We start from the raw sequence: 22,307 nt of genomic DNA, 5'->3' as shown, positions 1-22,307 counted from the left end.
GGCCGCCGGCGGGAACAATGACGAATGCCGAAGGCTTCCTTTAACCAGGCTCAACGATCCGTCGGAGGTGTGGGGATGGAGTTCAGGGAGCTGGAGTGCTTTCTCGTGCTCAGCGAGGAGCTGCACTTCGCGCGTACGGCCGAGCGCCTCTACCTGTCGCCGGGAAGGGTGAGCCAGCTCATGCGCTCCCTGGAGAGCAGGATCGGCGGAAGGCTGTTCGACCGGACGAGCAGGAGAGTGCGGCTGACCCCGCTCGGCGAACGTTTCCTGGCCGACCTGCGCCCCGCCTACGACGGCCTGGCCGGCGCCGTGAACCGGGCCAGGACGGCCGCCAGGGAGCTGACGGGCGTGCTCAGGGTCGGGTTCCTGGCCACGCCGACCGACGTGGTGACGGGCAGCGTGCGTGCCTTCGAGCGGCGCAACCCGGGCTGCGCGGTCGAGCTGGTGGAGGTCCCGCTGTCCGACCCCTTCGGCCGGCTGCGGGCCGGGCAGGTGGACGTCACGTTCACGCTGCTGCCCCTGGACGAGCCCGACCTGGCCGGCGGCGGCGAGCTGAACCGGGTCGGTTACACGCTCGGCCTGTCCACCCGCCATCCGCTCGCCGGGCGGGCCGGCATCGCGGCGGAGGAACTGGCGTCCGTGCCGCTGATCGGGCTGGACGGCCCGGCCCCGCGCTCGTGGCACGAGCGGGTGGCACCCTCCGTGACCCCTTCCGGACGTCCGATTCCCCGCGCCGGTAGGGTGACCACCACCCAGGAGGGCCTGACACAGGTGGCGCTCGGCCGGGGCGGCATGCTGTTCTGCGCGCCCACGGCCATGCAGCACCAGCGCCCCGACGTCAGTTTCGTGCCCGTCACGGGGCTGCCCGCGTCGATCTTCGGTCTGGCCTGGGTGAAGAACGCGGAAAGCGCGGCCGTCAGGGCCTTCGGCGAGGCGGCGGCGCAGTTGGCTGCGGAGCGGGCCCCGGGGCAGGGGACCGGTGACCGCGTCCTGGTGGCGTGAAGGGGGACGAGATGACGCAGGACGAGGGAGACGTCCGGCTGACCGCCTGGGTGCGTGGCCGCGTCCAGGGCGTGGGCTTCCGCTGGTGGACGCGGGCGCGGGCGCTGGAGCTCGATCTCGTGGGGTGGGCCCGCAACACCGACGACGGCCGCGTGGAGGTGGTCGCGGAGGGATCACGCGAGGCGTGCGTCAAGCTGCTGGAGCTGCTGAGAAGTTGCGACACGCCGGGAAGAGTGGATGGAGTAGTGGAACGATGGAGCGAACCCCGAGGTAGTTTGGGCGGTTTTGTCGAGCGGTAGCCGCTTTTGTCAAACGCCCCAAATAGGGTATAGTTGTATGTCGGGAGTGCCCATCAGTAGGGCTCAGCGGTTGGTTCGACTTGACCGCCCACACTGCCGGTGCGACTCTTGTTAGGTACCACGCGCACCCCTCCCGCGGAATAGAAGTGCGCGAACCAGTCTGGTCACTCAGCGTGGAGGACCCTTTACCATGGCGAAGGCTCTACTCGGCCACGTCGGCGGTCCTGACCCTCGGATGGTCTCGGAAATGCGCCGCCTGCAGCAGCGTATCCGGGATCTGGAGGCAGAACTCATCCGACTTCAGGCCACCAATGACGCTCTTGCGGCGCAAACCCGCGACGAGGCGATAAGCCGTATGCAGGAGCGCGAGCCGGCACTCACCTGAGAGTGATCGGAGCGCAACCCAGGGACGTCTCACAGAGGCGTCCCTTGTTATTTTCCCCGAATGCCAAAGCCCTGGTCAAACGCGGTACATAAGCAGTTGCCGCCGCCGGGCGGCGCGGACCAGTAGGCTTTTCCGCAGTCCGTTTCCGGGGAAGGGGGTCGCGCTTGTATCTCAAGACCCTCACCCTGCGCGGCTTCAAGTCCTTCGCCTCCGCGACCGCCCTGCGCTTCGAGCCAGGCATCACGTGCGTCGTGGGCCCCAACGGCTCGGGCAAGTCCAACGTGGTCGACGCCCTGGCCTGGGTCATGGGCGAACACAGCGCCAAGTCGCTGCGCGGCGGCAAGATGGAAGACGTGATCTTCGCCGGCACCTCGTCCCGGCCGCCGCTCGGCCGCGCCGAGGTGACGTTGACCATCGACAACACCGACGGCGCGCTGCCGATCGACTACACCGAGGTCACGATCAGCCGGCTGATGTTCAGGTCGGGGCAGAGCGAATACGCGATCAACGGCGACACCTGCCGCCTGCTCGACATCCAGGAGCTGCTGTCCGACTCCGGCATCGGCCGCGAGATGCACGTGATCGTGGGGCAAGGCCAGCTCGACGCCGTGCTGCACGCGGGCCCTGAAGACCGGCGCGCGTTCATCGAAGAGGCCGCCGGCGTGCTCAAGCACCGCAAGCGCAAGGAGAAGGCGCTGCGGAAGCTGGATGCGATGCAGGCCAACCTGACCCGCGTTCAAGACCTCGCCACCGAGCTGCGCCGCCAGCTCAAGCCGCTGGGCCGCCAGGCGGAGATCGCCCGCAAGGCCGCCGTCATCCAGGCCGACCTGCGTGACGCCCGGCTGCGGCTGCTGGCCGACGACGTGTGCATCCTGCGCGCCACGCTGGAGCGCGAGGCCGCCGACGAGGCCGCGATCACGGCCAGGCGGCAGCAGGTCGAGGCCGAGCTGACCGAGGGGCAGCAGCGCGAGGCCGCCCTTGAGGCCGCCGAGGCCGAGACCCAGCCCCGGCTGGCCGCCGCTCAGGAGACCTACTTCAGGCTCGCCTCCCTGCGCGAGCGCATCACCGGCCTGGAACAACTCGCCTCAGAACGCCACCGCCACGCGCTCGACGCCGCCGCCATCGAGCGCCGCGGCCGCGACCCTGAAGACCTGGAGCGCGAGGCCGCCGAGGTGCGCGAGCGGGAGCTGATCCTGCGGGCCGAGCTGGAGCAGGCCCAGGAGCTGCTGGACGACGCCGTGCAACGGCGGGCCGAGGCCGAGGCGGAGCTGGGCGAGGAGGAGCGGCGGCTCGCACTGGCCGCCAGGGCCGCCGCCGACCGCCGCGAGGGCCTGGCCAAGCTGCGCGGCCAGGTCGATTCCGTACGCAGCAGAGGCCGCGCCGCCGAGGAGGAGATCGGGCGCCTGCGGCAGGCCGTGGCCGACGCGACCCGGCGCGAGCAGCAGGCCAGAGAAGACCTGGAGGCCCAGCGGATCGACGAGCCGGCCACCGATCCCGCGCTGGCCGAAGAGCTGGCCGCCGCGCAGGCCGCCGTCGAGGAGGCCAAGGCGGTGGCCGACGCGGCCAGGGCGGCGGCGGAGGAGGCGAAGTCGGCACTCGACGCGCCGCGTGCCGCGCTCCAGGCCGCCAAGTCGGCCGTGAGCACCGCCCGCGCCACCGACCAGCAGGCGCAGCGCGCCGTGGCCGCGCTGACCGCCCGGCGCGATGCGCTGGAGATGGGGCTGGCCAAGGGCGACGGCGGGGCGGCGCTGCTGGAGGCCGACCTCGGCGGGGTGCTCGGGCCGCTCGCCGCCTCGATGCAGGTGACACCCGGCGCCGAGCCGGCCGTGGCGGCCGTCCTGGGCTCCGTCGCCGAGGCGATCACGGTCAAGTCGCTCGACACCGCCGTGGAGGCCCTGGAGCTGCTGCGTTCGCGGAGCGCCGGACAGGCCACCCTCCTCGTCGCGCTGGGCGCGGACAGGCACGATCGGAGCGCGCCCGCGCGGGCGGCGGCTCCAGGAGGCGGCCGGTGGGCGGCCGACCTGGTGACGGTGCCCGATCATCTGCGCTCGGCCCTGGAGCACGTGCTGGCCGACGTCGTGGTGGTGGACGACCTGGAGACCGCGCGCGCGGTCGTCGACCGTCATCCGCGGCTGCGTGCTGTCACGACGGGCGGCGATCTCGTCGGCGCTCACGTGGTCGCCGGCGGCTCAGAGGGCGGCACCTCCGTCCTCCAGGTGCGGGCGGCGCTCGACGAGGCCGTCAGGGACCTGGAGGAGGCCGAGACCAGGGCCGAGCAGGGCGCGCTCGCGCTGGACGAGGCGATCGCCGGCGAGCAGGCCGCGCAGGCCGCCCTGGAGGCCGCCCAGGCCCACGTCAGCGAGGCCCAGACCGCGCTCACCACCGCCCAGGCCGGCGTGAGCGCCGCCCAGGGCCTGCTCGACCAGGTCAGGGGCCGCCAGCGGGAGGCCGACCAGCGCAACGCGGCGGCGGCCAGGCGGCTGGCCCAGCTTGAGGCGGCGGCCAACGCGGCCCGCGACGAGGCCGAGCGCCTGGCCGTGAGCGTGACGAAGGCGGAGGAGGCCCGCGCGGAGGGCCTGGAAGAGCTGGCCGAGCTGGAGATCCGGCTGGCCGAGGCCGAATACGCCCAGGAGCTGGAGTCCGAGCCGACCACCGACCTGCGCGACGACCTGTCGAGCGCCTGCGAGGCCGCCAGGCAGCGCGAGATGGACACCCGCCTCCAGGTGCGCACCGCGGAAGAGCGGGTCAAGGGCATCGAGGGCCGCGCGGACGGCCTGCTCAGGGCGGCCAGGCGCGAGCGCGAGGAACGCGCCCAGGCGGCTGCTCAGCGCGCCAGGCGCAGGCGCCAGGCCGCGGTGGCCGAGGCCGTCAGCAAGGGCGCCAAGAGGGTGCTCACGGCCCTCGCGACGTCCGTCCAGCTCGCCTCCAGAGAACGCGACGAGGCCGACCTGGCCAGGGTGGCCGTGGACGCCGAGCTCAAGCAGGTGCGCCTGCGGGTGCGCGAGCTGGGTCAGGAGCTCGACAAACTGGTCAACCGGGTCCACGGCAACGAGATGGCCCGCACCGAGCAACGGCTGCGGCTGGAGCAGATGGAGCAGCGGGCGCTGGAGGAGTTCGGGGTCGAGGGCGAGGCCCTGATCTCCGAGTACGGCCCCGAGGCCATGGTGCCGGGCGAGCCGCCCGTCCCCTTCGTGCGCGAGGAACAGGAGAAGCGGGCCAGGGCGGCCGAGCGGCAGATGAACCAGCTCGGCAAGGTCAATCCGCTCGCCCTGGAGGAGTTCGCGGCCCTGGAGGAGCGGCACGCGTTCCTCAACTCCCAGCTCGAAGACCTCAAGAAGACCCGGCGCGACCTGATGACCGTGGTCAAGGAGGTCGACGACCGGGTGGAGCAGATGTTCTCCTCGGCGTACGAGGACGTGGCGCGCGAGTTCGAGCAGATCTTCGGCCGGGTCTTCCCCGGCGGTGACGGCAGGCTGGTGCTCACCGAGCCCGGCGACATGCTGACCACGGGCATCGAGGTCGAGGCCAGGCCGCCGGGCAAGAAGGTCAAGCGGCTGTCGCTGCTGTCGGGCGGCGAGCGGTCGCTGACGGCGGTGGCGTTCCTGATCTCGATCTTCAAGGCGCGGCCGTCGCCGTTCTACGTGATGGACGAGGTCGAGGCGGCCCTCGACGACACCAACACGCAGCGCCTGCTGATGTTGTTCGAGGAGTTGCGGCAGAGCTCGCAGCTCATCGTGATCACTCACAACAAGCGCACGATGGAGATCGCCGACGCGCTCTACGGCGTGTCGATGCGCGGCGACGGCGTGACCCAGGTGGTCAGCCAGCGGCTCAGGGAACGCGAGTCGGCGTGACGCCGGTGGGCAGCCGGCGGCTCAGGGAACGCGAGTCCGCCTGACCGGACAGGTCGGCCGACATGAGGCGGGTCGTGACCCTGCTGGTCCATTCCGGGCGGTCGATCTGGAAAACTGACATCTTGTGGATGGTTACCTGGGCGTCATCGTGATCGTGGCCGTCGTCGCCCTGCTGGCGGTCGGCGGTCTCCTCCTGCTCTTCAGGCCAGGGCGTAAGACGCCTCCGCCGGTCGTTCCGCCCGAGGCTCCGACGCTTCCCGAGGAGAAGCGGCCCGCGGCGGCGGACGAGGCCGAGGGCGCGACCACCACGCTTCCGCCGCCGGTCAAGCCCGCCGAGCCGGTCGTCGTCGAGCCGGAGGTCGAGGTTCCGCCGCCGTCCGCCGGCCGGATGGTGCGGCTGCGCGAGCGGCTCGCCCGCTCGCAGAGCGCGCTCGGGCGCGGGCTGCTGGAGCTGCTGTCCCGCGACCGTCTCGACGACGACGTGTGGGACGAGATCGAGGAGCGGCTGATCACGGCCGACGTGGGCGTCGCGCCGACCCGCGCCATCGTGGAGGAGCTGCGCACCAAGGTCAAGGTGCTGGGCAGCCGCACCCCCGAGGAGGTCCGCGGCCTGCTGCGTGAGCAGCTGCTCGCCCAGATCGACCCCGACCTCGACCGCACCCTGCACATCCAGAAGCACGGCGAGCGGCCCGCGGTCGTCCTCGTCGTGGGGGTCAACGGCACCGGCAAGACCACGACCACGGGCAAGCTGGCCCGCTCACTGGTCGGCGACGGCAAGAAGGTCGTGCTCGGCGCGGCCGACACCTTCCGCGCCGCCGCCGCCGACCAGCTCCAGACCTGGGGCGAGCGGGTCGGCGCCGACACCGTGCGCGGCCCCGAGGGCGGCGACCCCGCCTCCGTGGCGTTCGACGCGGTGGCCAAGGGCATGGAGGAGAAGGTCGACGTGGTCATCGTCGACACCGCGGGCCGCCTGCACACCAAGACCGGCCTGATGGACGAGCTGGGCAAGGTCAAGCGGGTCATCGAGAAGAAGGCCACGGTCGACGAGGTGCTGCTGGTCCTCGACGCCACCACGGGCCAGAACGGCATGCGCCAGGCCCAGGTGTTCGCCGAGGTGGTCAACATCACCGGCATCGCGCTGACCAAGCTCGACGGCACCGCCAAGGGCGGCATCGTGATCTCGGTGCAGCGGGAGCTGGGCGTGCCGGTCAAGCTCGCGGGTCTGGGCGAGGGGCCCGACGACCTGGCGCCGTTCGATCCCGGGGTGTTCGTGGACGCCATTCTCGGTGAGTGACTAACGGCCCTCCCGTAATCGGTCACGGATCCGGCCTTACCAGATAAGTGTTGATCGACCACTTTTTGATGTGTTGACATGTATCGGTCATCAAAAGATCGTTCGGTCCCATTGTTGGTGAAAGGCCCACCATGAAGAAGATCGTCGTTCATCGGCCAGGAACCGTGAAGCCGGCCGCCTCGGCCGCGCCGCGGCACAGCTCCTGACCCACCCGGCCGGCGTCCCCGACAGGGGCGTCGGCCACGCCGGACGACGGAAGAGGGACGGCGTGGACACGATCTTCCTCGACGCGGACCGCCGGATCGGCGGCCCCTACACGCTCGGCGCGGCGCTCCTGGCCCACCTGGTCCCGCCCGCCCTCGAACGACGTCCCGATCTGGTCGCCGCGCACGACATCGAGATCAGGGCCGCCGCGCCCGCGCTGCGCGAGCTCGTACCGGCCCGCAGGCGCTCGCTGGCCGGCGACCTGCCACGAGGGCAGCGGGTGCTCGTGCCCGGCGCCCGGCGCAGCCTGCGGATCGCCAACGGGCTGGCCGAGTTCGTCCGCGACCACCTGGCCGGCGCCGGGCCCCTGACCGTGACGGCCGTCAACCTCGGCGAGGCCGACCACACCGACCGTGAGCTGGTGACCGTGCTGCGGCGGCGGGTCGAGCCCGGCCTGCTGACCATCGAGGAGGGGCCGTCGGCGCCCGGTGCCGGGCCGCTGCGGGCCGACTTCGACCGCTACCGCGACGAGGGCTTCCACCACGCCATGGCGGAGGCGGGGCTGGCGGTGCTGCGCGGGCTGGCGTACGAGGACGATCCCGAACGCTGGCAGCACCTCCTCCAGCGGGTGGCCGCGTCCCTGGAGGCGATCGAGCGCGAGGAGGAGGCCCGCGAGCTCTACGACCGGGCCAGGCGGGTGAGCACCGACCCCAGGCACCGCGCCACGATCGCGTACGGCACCGCCATGATCCTCGTCCGCCACCACGACCACGCCCGCCGCGACCCCGAGCAGGCCCTGGCCTGGATCAACGAGGCCGTCACCATCACCTCCCTGCTGCCCGACGCCCGCGAACGGGCCTTCCACCTCGGGTTCGACCTCAACGGCAAGGCCCTGGTCGAGGTGCGCAGGGGCCGCCCAGGCGCCGCCATGGAGCTGGTGCGCCAGGCCATTGAGCTGGCCGAGACCGACCTGCCGGACGAGCACCCGATCCACCGGCTCGTGCTGTACGGCAACAGGGCCCAGCTGCTGGCCATGGCCGGGCGGCCGGAGGCGGCGCTGGCCGACTACGACCGCGCCATCGCGCTCGACCCCGGCTATCCCGACTACTACCTCGACCGCGGCAACCTGCTGCACGAGCTGGGCCGGGAGGAGGAGGCGCTGGCCGACTACGAGGCGGTGACGCGGCTGAGCCCGCCCTTCCCCGAGGCTTACTACAACCGCTCCGAGGTGCGCTACGCCCGCGGCGACCTGGCGGGCGCCCGCGCCGACCTGGACCACACGCTGGAGCTGGACCCGGAGTTCGCCCCCGCCTACGTCAACCGCTGCGGGCTGCACGTGGCCGCCGGCGACTACGCGCGGGCCCGCGGGGACGTGGAGCGCGGCCTGGCGCTCACGCCGGGCGATCCGCACTTGCTGTGTGTGCTCGGGCAGGTGGAGCTGGCCGAAAACCACTACCCGGAGTCACGCATGGCCTTCGATCTGGCCCTTGAGGCCGATCCCGAGCTGCTGCCGGCCTGGGCGGGCCGGGCGGAGCTGGCCTTCGAGCGCGGCGACCACGAGGCGGCGCTGGCCGACCTGACGCGGGCGCTGAAGCTGGAGGAGACGGCGGAGCTGCTGTTCAACAGGTCGCTGGTGCACCGGGCGGCCGGGCAGGCCGGTCAGGCCAGGCAGGACCTGCTCAGGGCCGCCGAACTGGCCCCCGACGACGCGGACGTCACCCGGGCGCTGCACGAGACGTGAGCCCCGGCGTCAGGGCTGGCGTCAGGGCTGGCGTCAGGGCTGGCGGCAGGAGGGCGGCAGGGGGCGTCAGGGGGCAGGGCGGGAGAGCGGACGTCAGGGAGCGGGGTGGGAGAGCGGGCGGATGGGGACCACCAGGGGCGTGCCCGCCACCGGATCAGCGATGATCTTGGCGTCCAGCTCGAACACCTCCCGCAGCAGGTCCTCGGTCAGCACCTCGTGCGGCGTGCCCGAGGCGATCACCCGGCCGGCCCGCATGGCCACCAGGCGGTCGGCGTAGCGGGCGGCCAGGTTGAGATCGTGCAGCACCATGACGACGGTGCGGCCCGCCTCCTCGTGCAGGTGCCGGACCAGCTCCAGCACCTCCACCTGGTGCGCCAGGTCGAGGAATGTGGTGGGCTCGTCGAGCAGCAGCAGGTCCGTGCCCTGCGCCAGGGCCATGGAGATCCACGCCCGCTGCCGCTGCCCGCCCGACAGCTCCTCCAGCGGCCGTTCGGCCAGGTCGGCCAGGCCCGTCATGTCCAGGGCCGCCGCGACCGCGCCCTCGTCGTCGGAGGACCACTGCCGGTACCACGTCTGGTGCGGATGCCGGCCCCTGGCCACCAGGTCGGCGACCGTGAGCCCTTCCGGCGCGGTGGGGGCCTGGGGCAGCACGCCGAGGATCTTGGCCACTTCGCGGGTGGGGATCCTGTCGATGCGCTTGCCGTCCAGCAGCACCTCGCCGCCCTGCGGCTTGAGCAGCCGGCCGAGGGCGCGCAGCAGCGTGGACTTGCCGCAGCCGTTCGGGCCGATGATGGTGGTCACTGTGCCCGCCTCGATGCCGAGGTCGAGGCCGTCCACGATGAGGCGGTCGCCGTACCCGAGCTTGACCCCGGCGGCCTGCAGTCTCACTTTCGCGACCTCCAGATCAGGTGGATCAGGTACGGCGCGCCCAGTACGGCCGTGACGATGCCGACGGGCAGCTCGACGGGGGAGAAGACGGTCCTGGCGATCAGGTCGGCGGCGGTGGTGAGCACGCCGCCGACCACCGCCGAGCAGAGCAGCGGCGGCCGGCCCGAGCGGGTGAGCCGCAGCGCGATCTGCGGCGAGGCCAGGGCCACGAACGCGATCGGCCCCGCCGACGCCGTGGCCACGGCCGCCAGCAGCACGGCGGCCAGGATCATCAGGGCGCGGGCCGGGTTCATCCGGACGCCGAGCGCGGTGACCGTGTCGTCGCCGAAGCGCAGCGCGTCGAGCGAACGGGTGCCGAGCAGGGTCAGCGGCACCAGGACGACCAGGGCCAGCGCCGTCGGCGTCACGTGCTCCCAGCCCCTGCCGTTCAGCGAGCCGCTGATCCAGACCATGGCGCGGCTGGTGTCGTTGACGTCGCCGACGGTCAGCAGCCAGAACTTGACGTTGGTGAAGACGGCGGCGACGCCGATGCCGACCAGCACCAGGCGGTAGCCGTCCAGGCCGCGCCGCCAGGCCAGGCCGTACACGACCGCCGCGCCGAGCAGGCCGCCCAGCAGGGCGAGCGCGGGGATGCCGAGGGTGGACAGCAGGCCGCTGACGCCGCCGTACGCGCTGCCGCTGGCCACCACGCCGGCCACCACGGTGACCGAGGCGCCGGTGGTAACGCCGAGGATCTCGGGGCTGGCCAGGGGGTTGCGCGCGATCGACTGGATGATCGCGCCCGACAGCGCCAGCGCGGCTCCGACCAGGGCGCCGGTGAGCGCGCGGGGCAGCCGCAGCTCCATGATGACGAAGTGCGCGGGACTGGCGGCGTCGAACGTGCCCGTGACGACGTCCGCCAGCGTCATCGGGAGCTCGCCGATGCGCATGTTCAAAGCCATGAGCAGGGCGAGCAGGACGACGCCGGTCAGGGTGAGCACGACGCCGCGCGGCCGTACCTGCCAGGACAGGCCGCGGACGCGCAGGGGAAGGGTGGTCATCACAGCCGCACGGGCTTCCTGCGGCGGACCAGGGCGACGAAGAACGGGGCGCCGAGCAGCGCGAGCACCACGCCCACCTCCAGCTCTCCCGGCGGCGCCACCACGCGGCCGATCACGTCGGCGACCAGCAGCAGCGCCGCGCCGATCAGCCCCGAGAACGGCAGCAGCCACCGATGGTCGGTGCCCGACAGCGGCCGGGCCAGGTGCGGCACGATGAGCCCGACGAACGCCAGCGACCCGCAGGCGGCGACCGCCGCGCCCGACAGCAGGGTGACGGCGGCGACGCCGATGGTGCGGGTCATGGCGATGTTCTGGCCGAGGCTTCTGGCCACGTCCTCGCCCAGGGAGAGCGCGTTGAGCCCTGGGGCGTTCACCATCGCCAGCACCAGACCGGCCAGGATGAACGGCAGCACCTGCCACACCACGTCGCCGCCCCTGGCCGCGATGGAGCCCGCCTGCCAGAACCGGAACACGTCCATCGCCTGCTCGTCGAGAAGCACGATGGCCGAGGTCAGGGCGTACAGCAGGGCGCTGACGGCGGTGCCGGCCAGGGCCAGCGTGACCGGGGTCGGCCCGCCCCTGCCGCCGACCATGCCCAGCGCGAACACCGCCACGCTGGCCACCAGCGCGCCCGCCAGGCCGAACCAGATGTAGACCAGCAGGCTCGACGCGCCGAACAGGATGATCGACGACACCATCGCGAACGCCGCCCCCTGCGTGACGCCGAGCAGGCCGGGGTCGGCCAGCGGGTTGCGGGTGTGGCCCTGCATGAGCGCGCCCGCCACGCCCAGCGCGAGCCCGGCGAGCACGCCGAGCACGGTCCTGGGGACGCGCAGCGAGCGGATGACGATGTCGTTCTCGGTGCCGGTCGGGGCGGTGAGCGCGTGCCAGGCGTCGGCCGGCGGCACGGACTTGGAGCCGATCGTGATGCTCAGCACCACCGCGACGGCGACCGAGGCGAGCAGGACAAGCAGGACCGTGAGCCGGCGGGTGCGGAGCCCATGGAGACGCGGGGCGACGGCTGTTGCGCTCACCCGGCTCCTCCTCGACGTTCGTGATTCCGCTGAAGTATGCCAGGTTAGGCTAAGGCTTACCTAATTTAGGTTTGCCTTACTTTGGAGAAGAGGTACTTCATGAGACCGTCGCGCGTGCTCGTCGTGGCGCTGCTGATGGCGAGTCTGGCCGCCTGCGGTTCGCCGGAGCCCGCCGCCACCTCCGCGACCTCCGGCACTGGTGCGGCCCCCTTCAGGACGGTCGAGCACGCGATGGGCGAAACGGTCATCCCGGCCCGGCCGCAGCGGGTGGTGGCGCTCGACCAGAGCTTCGTGGACGCCGTGCTGACGCTGGAGACGCCGGTGGTGGGGTACACGACGTACCGCTCGATCGACTCCACGCTGCCCGGCTACCTCGGGCCGGTCGCCGAGCGGTACGGCAAGGAGGCGACCCCGGTCGGCACCCTGGAGGAGCCTAGCCTGGAGAAGGTCATCGCGCTCAAGCCCGACCTGATCGTCTCGGCCAAGGTGCGGCACGAGGCGCTGTACGACAAGCTCGCCAAGATCGCGCCGACCGTGTTCAGCGAGACCACGGGGGCGATCTGGAAGGACAACCTGCGCCTGATGGGCCGGGCCCTGGGCAAGGAGGAGCTGGCCGAGACCCGGATCAAGGAGTACGAGCAGCGGGCGCGCACCATCGGGGCCGCGATCAAGGAGAAGGAGGGCGAAATGCCGACGATCTCCATCGTGCGCTTCGCCGGAGAGCCCACGACCCGGCTGTACGTGGAGAACTCCTACTCGGGCGTGGTCATGAAGGACGTCGGGTTCCCGCGTCCCGAGGGGCAGCCGGCCAAGCAGGACGCCATCGCGGTCGACGTGAGCCAGGAGCGGATCGCCGACCTGGACGCCGAGCACATCTTCGTGGCCACCTACCCGGACCCGTCGAGCGACGGGCCGAAGGAGAAGTTCACCGCCAACCCCCTGTGGGGCAAGCTCAAGGGGGCCAAGCACGAGGTGGGCGACCTGACGTGGATGAGCGCCGTGGGCATCCAGGGCGCGCACGCGATCCTGGACGACGTGGCCGAGTTCTTCACCGTGGACCCGGCCAGGCCCTAGCCGGTCAGGAATGCGCGCAACTCCGTCAGATGGGGCGCCACGTCGAGCCCGTTGGCGGCCAGCCAGCGGGGATCGCCGTACGTGCCCTTGTACCGGTCGCCGCTGTCGCACACCAGTGTCACGATGCTGCCCTGCTCGCCCGCCGCGCGCATCTCCTCGACGAGCTCCACGCAGGCGGCCAGGTTGGTGCCGGTCGAGCCTCCGACGTCGAGGCCGGTCACCTCGCGGGCCCAGTGCATGGCCGCGATCGAGCGGGCGTCCGGCACGGCGATCATGCGGTCGATCACCATGGGCTGGAACGAGGGCTCCACGCGGGGCCGGCCGATGCCCTCGATGCGCGAGCCGGGAGCGGTGACCGCGCTGTCGCCCGAGGTCCAGCTCGGGTAGAAGGCCGAGCCCTCCGGATCGACGACGGCCAGGCGGGTGGCGTGGCGGCGGTAGCGGATGTAGCGGCCTATGGTGGAGGAGGTGCCGCCGGTGCCGGCGCCGACCACGATCCAGGCCGGCTCGGGATGCGGCTCCATGGACATCTGGGAATAGATGGATTCGGCGATGTTGTTGTTGCCGCGCCAGTCGGTGGCCCGCTCCGCGTAGGTGAACTGGTCCATGAAGTGGCCGCCGGTCTCGGTGGCCAAGCGGTGAGATTCGTCATAGATCGTGCCGGGATCGTCCACCAAGTGACACTTGCCGCCGTAGAACTCGATGAGGTGGATCTTCTCCGGTGACGTGGACGCGGGCATGACCGCGATGAAGGGCAGGCCGAGCAGGCGGGCGAAGTACGCCTCGCTCACGGCGGTCGATCCGCTGGACGCCTCGACCACCGTCGTGGCGGGGCCGATCCAGCCGTTGGCCAGGCCGTACAGGAACAGGGACCGGGCAAGTCGATGTTTGAGTGAACCGGTTGGGTGCACCGATTCGTCTTTCAAGTAGAGGTTTACTCCCCAATGCGAGGGAAGCGGGAAGACGTGCAGATGAGTGTCGCAACTTCGATTGGCGTCGGCCTCGACCTTGCGGATGGCCTCAGCCACCCAGCGGCGTGCACCAGCGTCGTGGCGGTCCACGGAAATCATGTCCATACGCTATCCCATGTGACTCTCGCCACTATTACTGCAGGATTGGATAGGTAGTGTTATGATAAAGATACTTGTCCCGCCGTGGACGTGATGACGCACGCCGCGAGCAGTAGGACGAAACCCCTCTCTGATCACCGCGGAACCTCCCTAACGCGTCCCTTACCTGGGTCTTGCGATGATGGAACCGCTATCAGGCGGCTTGTGCCGAAACGGGGGATAGCGCAAGGGGGAATGAATTGATCACCATGACCGATGAGCAGCGTCAAGACTGGTTCGAGCGCGATGTCGTGCCCGTGACGTCGCAGCTTTTCGCCTCCGCCATGCGCCTGACCCGTAACACCGCGGACGCGGAGGACCTGGTGCAGGAGACGGTGGCGAAGGCGTACACGTCGTACCACCAGTTCCGCGAGGGCACCAACCTCAAGGCGTGGCTGCACCGCATCCTGACCAACAACTTCATCAACGACTACCGCAAGAAGCAGCGCTCGCCCAAGCTGTCCGCCGCCGAGGACATCGAGGACTGGCAGCTGCACGCCGCCGAGTCGCACAGCTCTTCCGGGCTGCGCTCCGCCGAGACCGAGGCGCTCGACCGGCTGCCCGACAACGTCGTGATGAACGCCCTGCGCTCCCTGCCCGAGGACTTCCGCGTGGCCGTCTACCTGGCCGACGTGGAGGGGTTCGCGTACAAGGAGATCGCCGAGCGCATGGGCACGCCCATCGGCACCGTGATGTCGCGGCTGCACCGGGGCCGCCGCCAGCTTCGGGTGATGCTGGAGGAGTACGCCCGCGAGGAAGGCGCACTGCGCATTCCCGTGCAGGCCCAGCACGCCGCCTAGACCGATCGTCCCGCCTTCAGGGCTCCATCCGGAGATGGAGGCGGACGCGTAACCCGTCGTCTTCCGTGCGCAGCTCCACGAGGTCGCAGAGCTGCCTGCTGATCCAGAGCCCGTATCCCCGTGGGGATTCGGGCTCCGGTGGTATGTAGCCGGGTAAAGGGTCGTCCAGGGAGCCGCCGGGGTCGGTGATCTCGCAGACCAGCTCTCCTTCGGCCGGCCACATCGCGATCGTGCCGTAGCCGGCTCCGTGCTCGACGCTGTTGGCGGCGATCTCGGACACGCTGATCACCAGTGACGTGATCAGGTTGCCGTCCATGCCGGCCGCCCTGGCGTAGTCGCCGACGCGTTGACGCAGCCGTTTCAGCTCCCGCGCGGTGAACCTGATCGTCTCGGCCGGGCTCCCCGGCGCGGGCAGGGGGACGCGGTCGTGGTCGAGGACCAGGTCGTGCGGCTCGACGAACCGGGTGCTGGTCACCTCTCCGTCCGTGCCGAGCAGCACCGGATGGTTGATCGCGCTGAAGTCGCGTACCTCGTCGGGCACGTGGCGCAGGTCGTACAGGCAGAACATGGTCGCGGCGGCCGGGCGGAGCGCCGCGTTGAGCACGGACTCGTAGCGGATCAGCTCCCTGATCTCGCGCTCGCTCCTGCCGGTCCACACGGGTTCGCCGACCACGAGGGTGCGCCGGCCGCGCGTGTACTCGTGGTAGGCGGCCAGCGTCCGGTACGGGTGGTCGTACCAGGAGGTGGAGACCCGGCTGTCGATGCGGCCCGCGTCCTGGCCCAGCGCCTCGGCCAGCAGGGAGAGCTTGGCCGCGCAGGTGACGACCAGCACGCGCGTGCCGTCGTCCAGGGCGGCGCGGACGCGCGGCGCGATCAGGTCCAGAAAGGACTCATCGGAGTCGTACGGCACCGCGACGTGCTTCAACGACTCCTCATCGAAACGTGCCCGCTCACGGTGCACGGGCGAAACGTAGCAAGCGCTAGAGGGGCTGCGCAACGGCTATGAGCGCCACCGAGGCCAGTGCGCATAGGACGCCGCCCAGTTGCACGGGCCGCAGCCGCTCACCGAGCACCCGGTTGGCCAGCAGCAGCGTGCTCGCCGGATAGAGCGAGACCAGCACGGCGACCAGGCTGAGCAGGCCCTCCTGCTGGGCCAGCAGGTAGAGCACGTTGGCCGCCATGTCGAGCACGCCCGCGGCCACGATGATGTGCAGCGACCCCGGGCCCGGCCTGAGCGCGCGCCGCGTGAGCAGTGCCAGCAGGGCCACCGTGGTCACCGACGACAGGCGGGCGCCGACCAGCGGCCACAGCCCCGACTCGTGCGGCGCCATGGACAGCAGGATGAAGAACCCGCCGAACCCCGCGCCCGCGGCCAGCGCCACCAGCACCGAGACGAGCGAGCCGCGCCCGCCGCCGGACTTGTCCTGGCTCACCAGCAGCACCGAGCCCAGCGCCAGCGCCACGCCCACCAGCGCCCACGCGTGCGGGCGCTCGCCGGCGGCCAGCCCGAACACCACCGGCAGCGCGGCCGAGGTCACCGCCGTCGTGGGCGCCACCACCGACATGACGCCCGTGGCCAGCGCCCGGTAGAAGAGCACCAGCCCGGCCGCTCCCGACAGGCCCGCCGCGAGGCCCCAGGCCAGGGCCGGATCGCTGTAGGCGCCGGGCAGCAGCGGCAGCAGGCCGAGGATCAGCGCCAGGCCGGCGAGCTGGGAGAGCGTGACCACCGACAGCACCTGCGCGCGGCGGGTGGCCAGGCCGCCGAAGAAGTCGGCGGTGCCGTACACGATCGCGCAGGCCGTGGCCAGGATCACCGTCACCGGGCTTCCCTTCAGTTCAATGTGTTGCACTGTTGGTACAACAGACAGAGTACAGTCCTTTGTACCTTTCCTTCACTACACTGAACTCCCATGGAAGATCCGGAGATGATCACCCAGGCCATCGCCAGCAACGTGCGCGCCCAGCGCGCGCACCGCGGGCTGACCCTCGACGCGCTGGCCGCCAGGTCGGGAGTGAGCAGGGGCATGCTGGTCCAGGTCGAGCAGGGCCGGACGAATCCGAGCGTCACCACCCTCACCCGGATCGCCTCCGCGCTCGGCGTCACCGTGGCCAGGCTGGTCGAGGTCGCCGACGTGCCGGTCGTACGGGTGGTGGACAAGGCGGACGTGGTCACGTTCGACCAGGGAGACGTACGCGCGCGGCTGCTGGTGGGCGCGGACGTGCCGATGATCCTCGAACTATGGGACTGGCGGCTCGCGCCCGGCGAGCACCACGACGGCGACGCGCATCCGCCCGGCACCCGCGAGATGCTGACCGTGCTCGCGGGGGAGCTGACGCTCACGGTCTACGGCAAGAGCCATGTGATCGGCGAGGACGACGCCGCGCTCTTCACCGCCGACCGGCCCCACGTCTACGCGAACAGGGGCGAGAAGGAGCTCAGGTTCGTCATGGTCGTCGCCGAGCCGCGGGAGCCGCACGACCCGTCCTGAGGCTCGTGACCCGGCCCGAGCCGCGCGAGTCCGCGTGTGATGCGTGACCCGGCCTGAGACGGTCCGCCTGGACCGGCGCCACGCCGCGCATTCGCCCCTGACCAAATATCGTGAACGGCCCCCTGATCACCCGGTGGAGTTTCATGATTACTCCATGTCTTGGACGGCTGATGCCCGTTGCTGGGTACATCCCTTGTGTGCGGCGGGCCGCTCCGGCGGTCGTCCGCGGATGTCGCGACGTCGGCAGGGGGTGGCGTGTGAGTGAGGCCCGAGCGGCGACGGAGAAGCTCATGGCCGAGCTTCATGGTCTGGGCGTCACCTGCGCGTACGAAGTGGGCGACGACGAGACCATCTCGGTATGGATCGGCCTGGTCGTGCGTTATAGGGATGGTTTTTACCGCTGGCAGGAAGGGCCGGTGAAACGTCGGCATCTGGGCACAGATCCGGTCGGATGTGCCATGCGCGTGGCGCGCCGCTACCAGGAATTGCAGACGGATATCCCAATCTGGTGGGACGACCTGGCCAGGGAGCTGCGGGGGGCACCGGTCCAGGATTATCCGTAGGCCCCCGCGTGCGGTGTTTCGGGGGGAAGCATGCGCGTATGGGCCTTGCCGCTGGCCCTGCTCGCCCTGGTGAGCTGTGTCACCTTGTCGGTGCCGCGCCTACAGCAGCAGTACGTGGTGCCGGTCGTGCCGCTGACGCGGCCCGTCGTCGATCCCGACTCGCTGGCCAAGAGGCTGATCTCGATGCAGGCCGGCTGGCCGCGCAGCCGCAGGTTCGACTGCGCCCGGCTCAAGTGCGTGGCCCTCACCTTCGACGACGGCCCCGGCGAGCACACCGGCCGGCTGCTCGACATGCTGAGCACGCGTGACGTCAAGGCCACCTTCTTCGTCATCGGGCAGATGGTGGCCGCCGACAAGGGCGGCCACACCGTCCGGCGCATCGTGGGCGACGGCCACGAGATCGGCAACCACTCCTGGAGCCATCCTGCGCTCTCCGAGTTGCCGCACGAGGCGGTCAAACGCGAGCTCAAGCACACCGAGGACATCGTGCAGCGGCTCACGGGGGTGCGGATGCGGGTGATGCGGCCACCGTACGGGGCGACGGACGAGGCCGTGGCGGCCGAGACGCGCCGCGAAGGGCTCGCGCAGATCCTGTGGAGCGTCGACACCCTCGACTGGCGCGACCGGGAGAGCGCAACCGTGGTCAAGCGCGCCAGCCAGGCCAAACCGGGATCGATCGTGCTGCTGCACGACATCCACCGCACGACGGTGGACGCCGTGCCGGAGATGCTCGACCGGCTCGGCAGGAAGGGCTACACGTTCGTCACCGTCTCCGAGCTGTACGGCAGGACGCCCGCGCCCGGCCGCAAGTACACCGAACGTTGACCGGGTCGCCGGGTCGCCGGGCCGCCGGGTCGCCGGGTCGCGAGCACGCCGGACGCCGACCGGGGCGCCGGGCCGCCCGCGCCTCGTGGGACCCTGGTGACATGGGTTTCACCGGCTTCCCCGACGAGGCGTTCATCTTCTACGAAGGGCTTGAGGCGGACAATTCGAAGACGTACTTCGCGCGGCACAAGGAGCTCTACGAGCAGGCCGTGCGGGCTCCCATGCTGGCGCTCACCGACGAGCTGGCGGCGGAGTTCGGCCCGGCCCAGCTCTTCCGGCCGTACCGCGACGTGCGCTTCGCCAAGGACAAGTCGCCGTACAAGACGCATCAGGGAGCGTTCGTCGACCTGATGCCCGGCATCGGGTTCTACGTGGAGCTCAGCGCGGCCGGGCTGCTGGCGGCGGGCGGCATCTACTCGACCGCCTCCGACCAGGTGGCCCGCTTCCGCGCCGCCGTGGACGAGGACCTGACGGGCAAACCGCTGGAGTCGATCACGGCCGCGCTGGCGGCCGAGGGCTACGAGCTGCGCGGCGAGCGGCTGAAGACCAGGCCGAGAGGGTTCGAGGAGGACCATCCGCGCATCGACCTGCTCCGGCACAAGTCGCTCTACGCGGCCAAGCGGTTCGAGCCGCGCGAGTGGGTGCACACGGCGCGGGCCCGGGACCGGGTGGAGCGGACCTGGCGCGCGTCGGGTCCGCTGGTGGAGTGGCTCTGCGCGAACGTACGCGGCAGCGAACTTCCCCGCCGCCGCTGACCCCCCCGTACACGGAGCAGGCGATCCCGCTGAACGCCGGGATCGCCGGCGGCCGGACCGAGGCGCGTACATGGACGAAGGCCGCGCCCCGCCCGCTTCGAGCGGACGGAACGCGGCCTTCGAGGGAGTCAGTTTCCGCGCTTGGCGCGGGCGGCGGCGCGGCCCCGTATGGAGGCGTCGAGGACGACCTTGCGGATGCGCACGTGCTCGGGCGTGATCTCCACGCACTCGTCCTCGCGGATGAACTCGAGCGCCTGCTCCAGCGACAGGGTGCGCGGCGGGATCACCTTCTCCGTCTCCTCGCTGGTGGAGGAGCGCATGTTGGTGAGCTTCTTCTCCTTGGTGATGTTCACGTCCATGTCGTCGGACCGGGAGTTCTCCCCGACTATCATGCCTTCGTAGACCTCGGTCGTCGGCGAGACGAACAGCGTGCCGCGCTCCTGGAGGTTGAGCATGGCGAACGCGGTCACCGGGCCGGACCTGTCGGCCACCAGCGAGCCGTTGTTACGGGTGCGCAGCTCGCCGAACCACGGCTCGTAGGAGTCGAAGACGTGGTGCACCAGGCCGGTGCCGCGGGTCTCGGTGAGGAACTCGGTACGGAAGCCGATCAGGCCCCGAGCCGGCACCACGAACTCCATCCGGATCCAGCCGGTGCCGTGGTTGGTCATGTGTTCCATCCGGCCCTTGCGCACCGCCAGCAGCTGCGTGATCGCGCCCAGGTATTCCTCGGGGCAGTCGACCGTCAGCCGCTCGACCGGCTCGTGCACCTTGCCGTCGATGGTCTTGGTGACCACCTGCGGCTTGCCGACGGTCAGCTCGTAGCCCTCGCGGCGCATCTGCTCGACCAGGATGGCCAGCGCCAGCTCGCCGCGGCCCTGCACCTCCCAGGCGTCGGGCCGGTCGGTGGGCAGCACGCGCAGCGAGACGTTGCCGACGAGCTCCTTCTCGAGGCGGTCCTTCACCATGCGGGCGGTCACCTTCGAGCCCTTGACCTTGCCCACCAGGGGCGAGGTGTTGGTGCCGATGGTCATGGAGATGGCCGGCTCGTCGACCGTGATCAGCGGCAGCGGGCGCGGGTCCTCGGGGTCGGCCAGCGTCTCGCCGATCATGATCTCGGGGATGCCGGCGATGGCGATGATGTCGCCGGGACCTGCCTCCTCGGCCGGCTTGCGCTCCAGCGCCTCGGTCATGAGCAGCTCGGTGATCTTGACGCGCTGGATCGAGCCGTCGGTGCGGCACCAGGCCACCTGCTGGCCCTTGCGCATGACGCCCTGGTGGATCCGGCACAGCGCGATGCGGCCGAGGTAGGAGGAGGCGTCGAGGTTGGTGACGTGGGCCTGCAGCGGCGCGCTCGGGTCGTAGGTGGGCGCCGGGATCGTCGACTTGATGATGTCGAACAGCGGCTCAAGGTCTTCGGAGTCGGGCATGCCGCCGTCGTCGGGGCGCGCCAGGGAGGCCCGGCCCGCCTTGGCGGAGGCGTAGACGATCGGGAAGTCGATCTGCTCCTCCGTGGCGTCGAGGTCCATGAACAGCTCGTAGACCTCGTCCACGACCTCCTTGATGCGGGCGTCGGGGCGGTCGACCTTGTTGATGCACAGGATGACCGGCATCTTGGCGGCCAGGGCCTTGCGCAGCACGAACCGGGTCTGCGGCAGCGGCCCCTCGGATGCGTCGACCAGCAGCACGACGCCGTCGACCATGGACAGGCCGCGCTCGACCTCGCCGCCGAAGTCGGCGTGGCCGGGGGTGTCGATGATGTTGATGGTCATGCCGCCGTGCTTGACGGCGGTGTTCTTCGCGAGAATGGTGATGCCCTTCTCGCGCTCCAGGTCGTTGGAGTCCATGACCCGGTCGTCGACGTCCTGATTGGCGCGGAACGCCCCGGACTGCCAGAGCATGGCGTCGACGAGCGTGGTCTTGCCATGGTCGACGTGCGCGATGATCGCGATGTTCCGCAGGTCGTCGCGGCTGTTCAAAGGCATGATGACGTCTCGCTCTGTATTCGGTGGGGGCGGCCGCGCGAAGTCGCGACCCTCTAAGTCTAGTTGATCCCCTCTGATGGCAGGAGCGGGACAAGGGGCCCGCCCGCACCTGTTCATGGGCGGCTACATAGCCGGTTGCACATTCTTGCGCATGGCAGGCGCGGCCGGGCTCTTTACATTGAGCGCATGACCTGGACTGAGCTGGTTATGTCCGCTGCTCCGACGCAGGGTGATCAGCCGGCGGTGAGCGACGTGAGGACCGGCGACGTGCTGTCCTACGCGGCCTTCGCGAGACGGGTCACCCGCGCCGCAGCGGGCCTGCGCGCGCACGGCCTGCGTTACGGCGAGCGGGTGCTGGTCGACGTCCCCCAGGGCACTCACCTTCCGGTGGCGGTGCACGCCGTGGCCTGGGCCGGCGGCACCGCGGTGCTCTCGGCCTCGGGGGCGTCCCGCTTCATGATCGCCCACGAGGGCCACGACCCCACAGCGGCCAAGGTCGACCAGGTCTTCTCGTTCCTGCCCGCGCCGGGCGCGAGGCCCTTCGGCGAGCTGCTGTCCAGCGGCACCGTCGAGTTCGGGCCGCTCGCCGGGCCCGCGCTCACGCTCGACGGCGAGCGGCTGCTCGACAACGCCGAGCTGACGACCGACCTGCACAGGCTGGCCACCCGGCTGGTGATCGCCAAGGACGACGTCCTGATCAGCGCGGTGAGCGAGCCGTTCCGCGGGCTGCGGGTGATCGATTTAGCCATGATGTCCGGAGCCCACGTCGTGGTCGCCCACGAGCCGAGCCTGGTCGGCTGCCGCGTGCTGGCCCAGGAGCGCCGGGCGACCGTGGTCGTGGCGCCGTACGACCTGGCCAGAAGGCTGCTCGGGAATCCACTTCTGCGCGTCGTCGACGAAAGGGCGGTCGTGAGCTCGCTTGGCCTGTGAAAAGTGCGACACTGTGGAAGAGCGTGATCCTTCCGCGAC

The 22,307-nt window shown here is 70.8% G+C and carries 21 protein-coding genes; 13 read left to right on the top strand and 8 right to left on the bottom strand.

Translation table 11 applies throughout. The features are described 5' to 3' along the window. The first annotated feature begins 75 nt into the window (after window positions 1-75). From AB0C28_RS54245 to smc, 4 genes are all read left to right on the top strand, one after another. Complete coding sequence (locus tag AB0C28_RS54245) at window positions 76-1,002, top strand: LysR family transcriptional regulator (RefSeq protein WP_358085067.1); 927 nt, start codon at window positions 76-78, stop codon at window positions 1,000-1,002. A gap of 11 nt (window positions 1,003-1,013) precedes the next feature. Next, window positions 1,014-1,301: an acylphosphatase gene (locus AB0C28_RS54240; RefSeq protein WP_357848409.1), complete on the top strand. Its 288-nt coding sequence runs from the start codon at window positions 1,014-1,016 to the stop codon at window positions 1,299-1,301. 190 nt (window positions 1,302-1,491) lie between these two features. After that, window positions 1,492-1,686: a hypothetical protein gene (locus tag AB0C28_RS54235; RefSeq protein WP_106249247.1), complete on the top strand. Its 195-nt coding sequence runs from the start codon at window positions 1,492-1,494 to the stop codon at window positions 1,684-1,686. Window positions 1,687-1,850: 164 nt separating this feature from the next. Continuing rightward, window positions 1,851-5,540 carry a chromosome segregation protein SMC gene (gene smc, locus AB0C28_RS54230; protein WP_358085064.1) on the top strand — a complete coding sequence of 1,230 codons (3,690 nt, stop codon included), beginning with the start codon at window positions 1,851-1,853 and terminating at the stop codon, window positions 5,538-5,540. On the opposite strand, the gene AB0C28_RS54225 is transcribed toward smc, so the two are convergent. Continuing rightward, window positions 5,518-5,661, bottom strand: a complete 144-nt coding sequence (locus AB0C28_RS54225) for a hypothetical protein (protein ID WP_357848405.1) — start codon at window positions 5,659-5,661, stop codon at window positions 5,518-5,520. The two genes, smc and AB0C28_RS54225, sit on opposite strands and share 23 nt — an antisense overlap. Before the next feature lie 3 nt (window positions 5,662-5,664). Between AB0C28_RS54225 and ftsY the strand changes: the two genes are divergently transcribed. Both ftsY and AB0C28_RS54215 read left to right on the top strand, forming a co-directional pair. Beyond that, window positions 5,665-6,834, top strand: a complete 1,170-nt coding sequence (gene ftsY / locus AB0C28_RS54220) for a signal recognition particle-docking protein FtsY (protein WP_357848403.1) — start codon at window positions 5,665-5,667, stop codon at window positions 6,832-6,834. Window positions 6,835-7,102: 268 nt separating this feature from the next. Continuing rightward, complete coding sequence (locus tag AB0C28_RS54215; protein WP_358085061.1) at window positions 7,103-8,779, top strand: tetratricopeptide repeat protein; 1,677 nt, start codon at window positions 7,103-7,105, stop codon at window positions 8,777-8,779. A 93-nt stretch (window positions 8,780-8,872) separates the two neighbouring features. Here AB0C28_RS54215 and AB0C28_RS54210 read toward each other — a convergent pair whose 3' ends face one another. From AB0C28_RS54210 to AB0C28_RS54200, 3 genes are read right to left on the bottom strand one after another with little or no spacing between them, the layout of a single operon-like run. Further along, a complete protein-coding gene (locus AB0C28_RS54210) occupies window positions 8,873-9,667 on the bottom strand; it encodes an ABC transporter ATP-binding protein (RefSeq protein WP_357848399.1) in 795 nt (264 codons plus the stop codon). Beyond that, window positions 9,664-10,707 carry an iron chelate uptake ABC transporter family permease subunit gene (locus tag AB0C28_RS54205; protein ID WP_358085057.1) on the bottom strand — a complete coding sequence of 348 codons (1,044 nt, stop codon included), beginning with the start codon at window positions 10,705-10,707 and terminating at the stop codon, window positions 9,664-9,666. Before AB0C28_RS54205 ends, AB0C28_RS54210 begins: the two co-directional genes overlap by 4 nt. Continuing rightward, a complete protein-coding gene (locus AB0C28_RS54200; RefSeq protein WP_358085055.1) occupies window positions 10,707-11,741 on the bottom strand; it encodes an iron ABC transporter permease in 1,035 nt (344 codons plus the stop codon). The genes AB0C28_RS54205 and AB0C28_RS54200 overlap by 1 nt, the downstream gene beginning before the upstream one ends. A gap of 99 nt (window positions 11,742-11,840) precedes the next feature. On the opposite strand from AB0C28_RS54200, the gene AB0C28_RS54195 reads away from it, so the two are divergent. After that, window positions 11,841-12,815: an iron-siderophore ABC transporter substrate-binding protein gene (locus tag AB0C28_RS54195; RefSeq protein ID WP_358085052.1), complete on the top strand. Its 975-nt coding sequence runs from the start codon at window positions 11,841-11,843 to the stop codon at window positions 12,813-12,815. Here AB0C28_RS54195 and AB0C28_RS54190 read toward each other — a convergent pair. Next, window positions 12,812-13,885 (bottom strand): PLP-dependent cysteine synthase family protein, encoded by a 1,074-nt coding sequence (locus AB0C28_RS54190; protein WP_358085049.1) that lies wholly within the window; start codon window positions 13,883-13,885, stop codon window positions 12,812-12,814. The genes AB0C28_RS54195 and AB0C28_RS54190 overlap by 4 nt on opposite strands. Window positions 13,886-14,133: 248 nt before the next feature. On the opposite strand from AB0C28_RS54190, the gene AB0C28_RS54185 reads away from it, so the two are divergent. Next, complete coding sequence (locus tag AB0C28_RS54185; RefSeq protein ID WP_357848388.1) at window positions 14,134-14,724, top strand: sigma-70 family RNA polymerase sigma factor; 591 nt, start codon at window positions 14,134-14,136, stop codon at window positions 14,722-14,724. Window positions 14,725-14,740: 16 nt separating this feature from the next. Here the strand turns inward: AB0C28_RS54185 and AB0C28_RS54180 are convergent, their stop codons facing one another. Then, on the bottom strand, window positions 14,741-15,685 hold the full coding sequence (locus tag AB0C28_RS54180) for a sensor histidine kinase (RefSeq protein WP_357848386.1): 945 nt from the start codon (window positions 15,683-15,685) through the stop codon (window positions 14,741-14,743). Window positions 15,686-15,704: 19 nt separating this feature from the next. Continuing rightward, on the bottom strand, window positions 15,705-16,544 hold the full coding sequence (locus AB0C28_RS54175) for a DMT family transporter (RefSeq protein ID WP_357848384.1): 840 nt from the start codon (window positions 16,542-16,544) through the stop codon (window positions 15,705-15,707). 90 nt (window positions 16,545-16,634) lie between these two features. On the opposite strand from AB0C28_RS54175, the gene AB0C28_RS54170 reads away from it, so the two are divergent. The 4 genes from AB0C28_RS54170 (at window position 16,635) to AB0C28_RS54155 (ending at window position 19,356) form a co-directional block, all read left to right on the top strand. After that, complete coding sequence (locus AB0C28_RS54170) at window positions 16,635-17,213, top strand: XRE family transcriptional regulator (protein ID WP_346112941.1); 579 nt, start codon at window positions 16,635-16,637, stop codon at window positions 17,211-17,213. Between the two features lie 290 nt (window positions 17,214-17,503). After that, window positions 17,504-17,776, top strand: coding sequence for a hypothetical protein (locus AB0C28_RS54165; protein ID WP_346112943.1), 273 nt, complete (start codon window positions 17,504-17,506; stop codon window positions 17,774-17,776). A gap of 30 nt (window positions 17,777-17,806) precedes the next feature. Further along, window positions 17,807-18,601, top strand: coding sequence for a polysaccharide deacetylase family protein (locus tag AB0C28_RS54160; RefSeq protein ID WP_357848380.1), 795 nt, complete (start codon window positions 17,807-17,809; stop codon window positions 18,599-18,601). A gap of 101 nt (window positions 18,602-18,702) precedes the next feature. After that, complete coding sequence (locus AB0C28_RS54155; protein ID WP_358085046.1) at window positions 18,703-19,356, top strand: DUF2461 domain-containing protein; 654 nt, start codon at window positions 18,703-18,705, stop codon at window positions 19,354-19,356. 128 nt (window positions 19,357-19,484) lie between these two features. On the opposite strand, the gene typA is transcribed toward AB0C28_RS54155, so the two are convergent. Beyond that, complete coding sequence (gene typA / locus AB0C28_RS54150) at window positions 19,485-21,338, bottom strand: translational GTPase TypA (protein WP_358085043.1); 1,854 nt, start codon at window positions 21,336-21,338, stop codon at window positions 19,485-19,487. A 186-nt stretch (window positions 21,339-21,524) separates the two neighbouring features. Here typA and AB0C28_RS54145 point away from each other — a divergent pair, with 186 nt between their 5' ends. Beyond that, window positions 21,525-22,268, top strand: a complete 744-nt coding sequence (locus tag AB0C28_RS54145; protein ID WP_357848374.1) for an AMP-binding protein — start codon at window positions 21,525-21,527, stop codon at window positions 22,266-22,268. Window positions 22,269-22,307: the final 39 nt, after the last annotated feature.

Origin of the sequence: Nonomuraea sp. NPDC048892 (genome assembly GCF_040649735.1) — a bacterium.
In the GTDB taxonomy this organism is placed as follows: Bacteria; Actinomycetota; Actinomycetes; order Streptosporangiales; family Streptosporangiaceae; genus Nonomuraea; species Nonomuraea maheshkhaliensis.
Note: the sequence above shows the minus strand (reverse complement) of the source record. Positions and strands in the feature narration are given on the sequence as shown.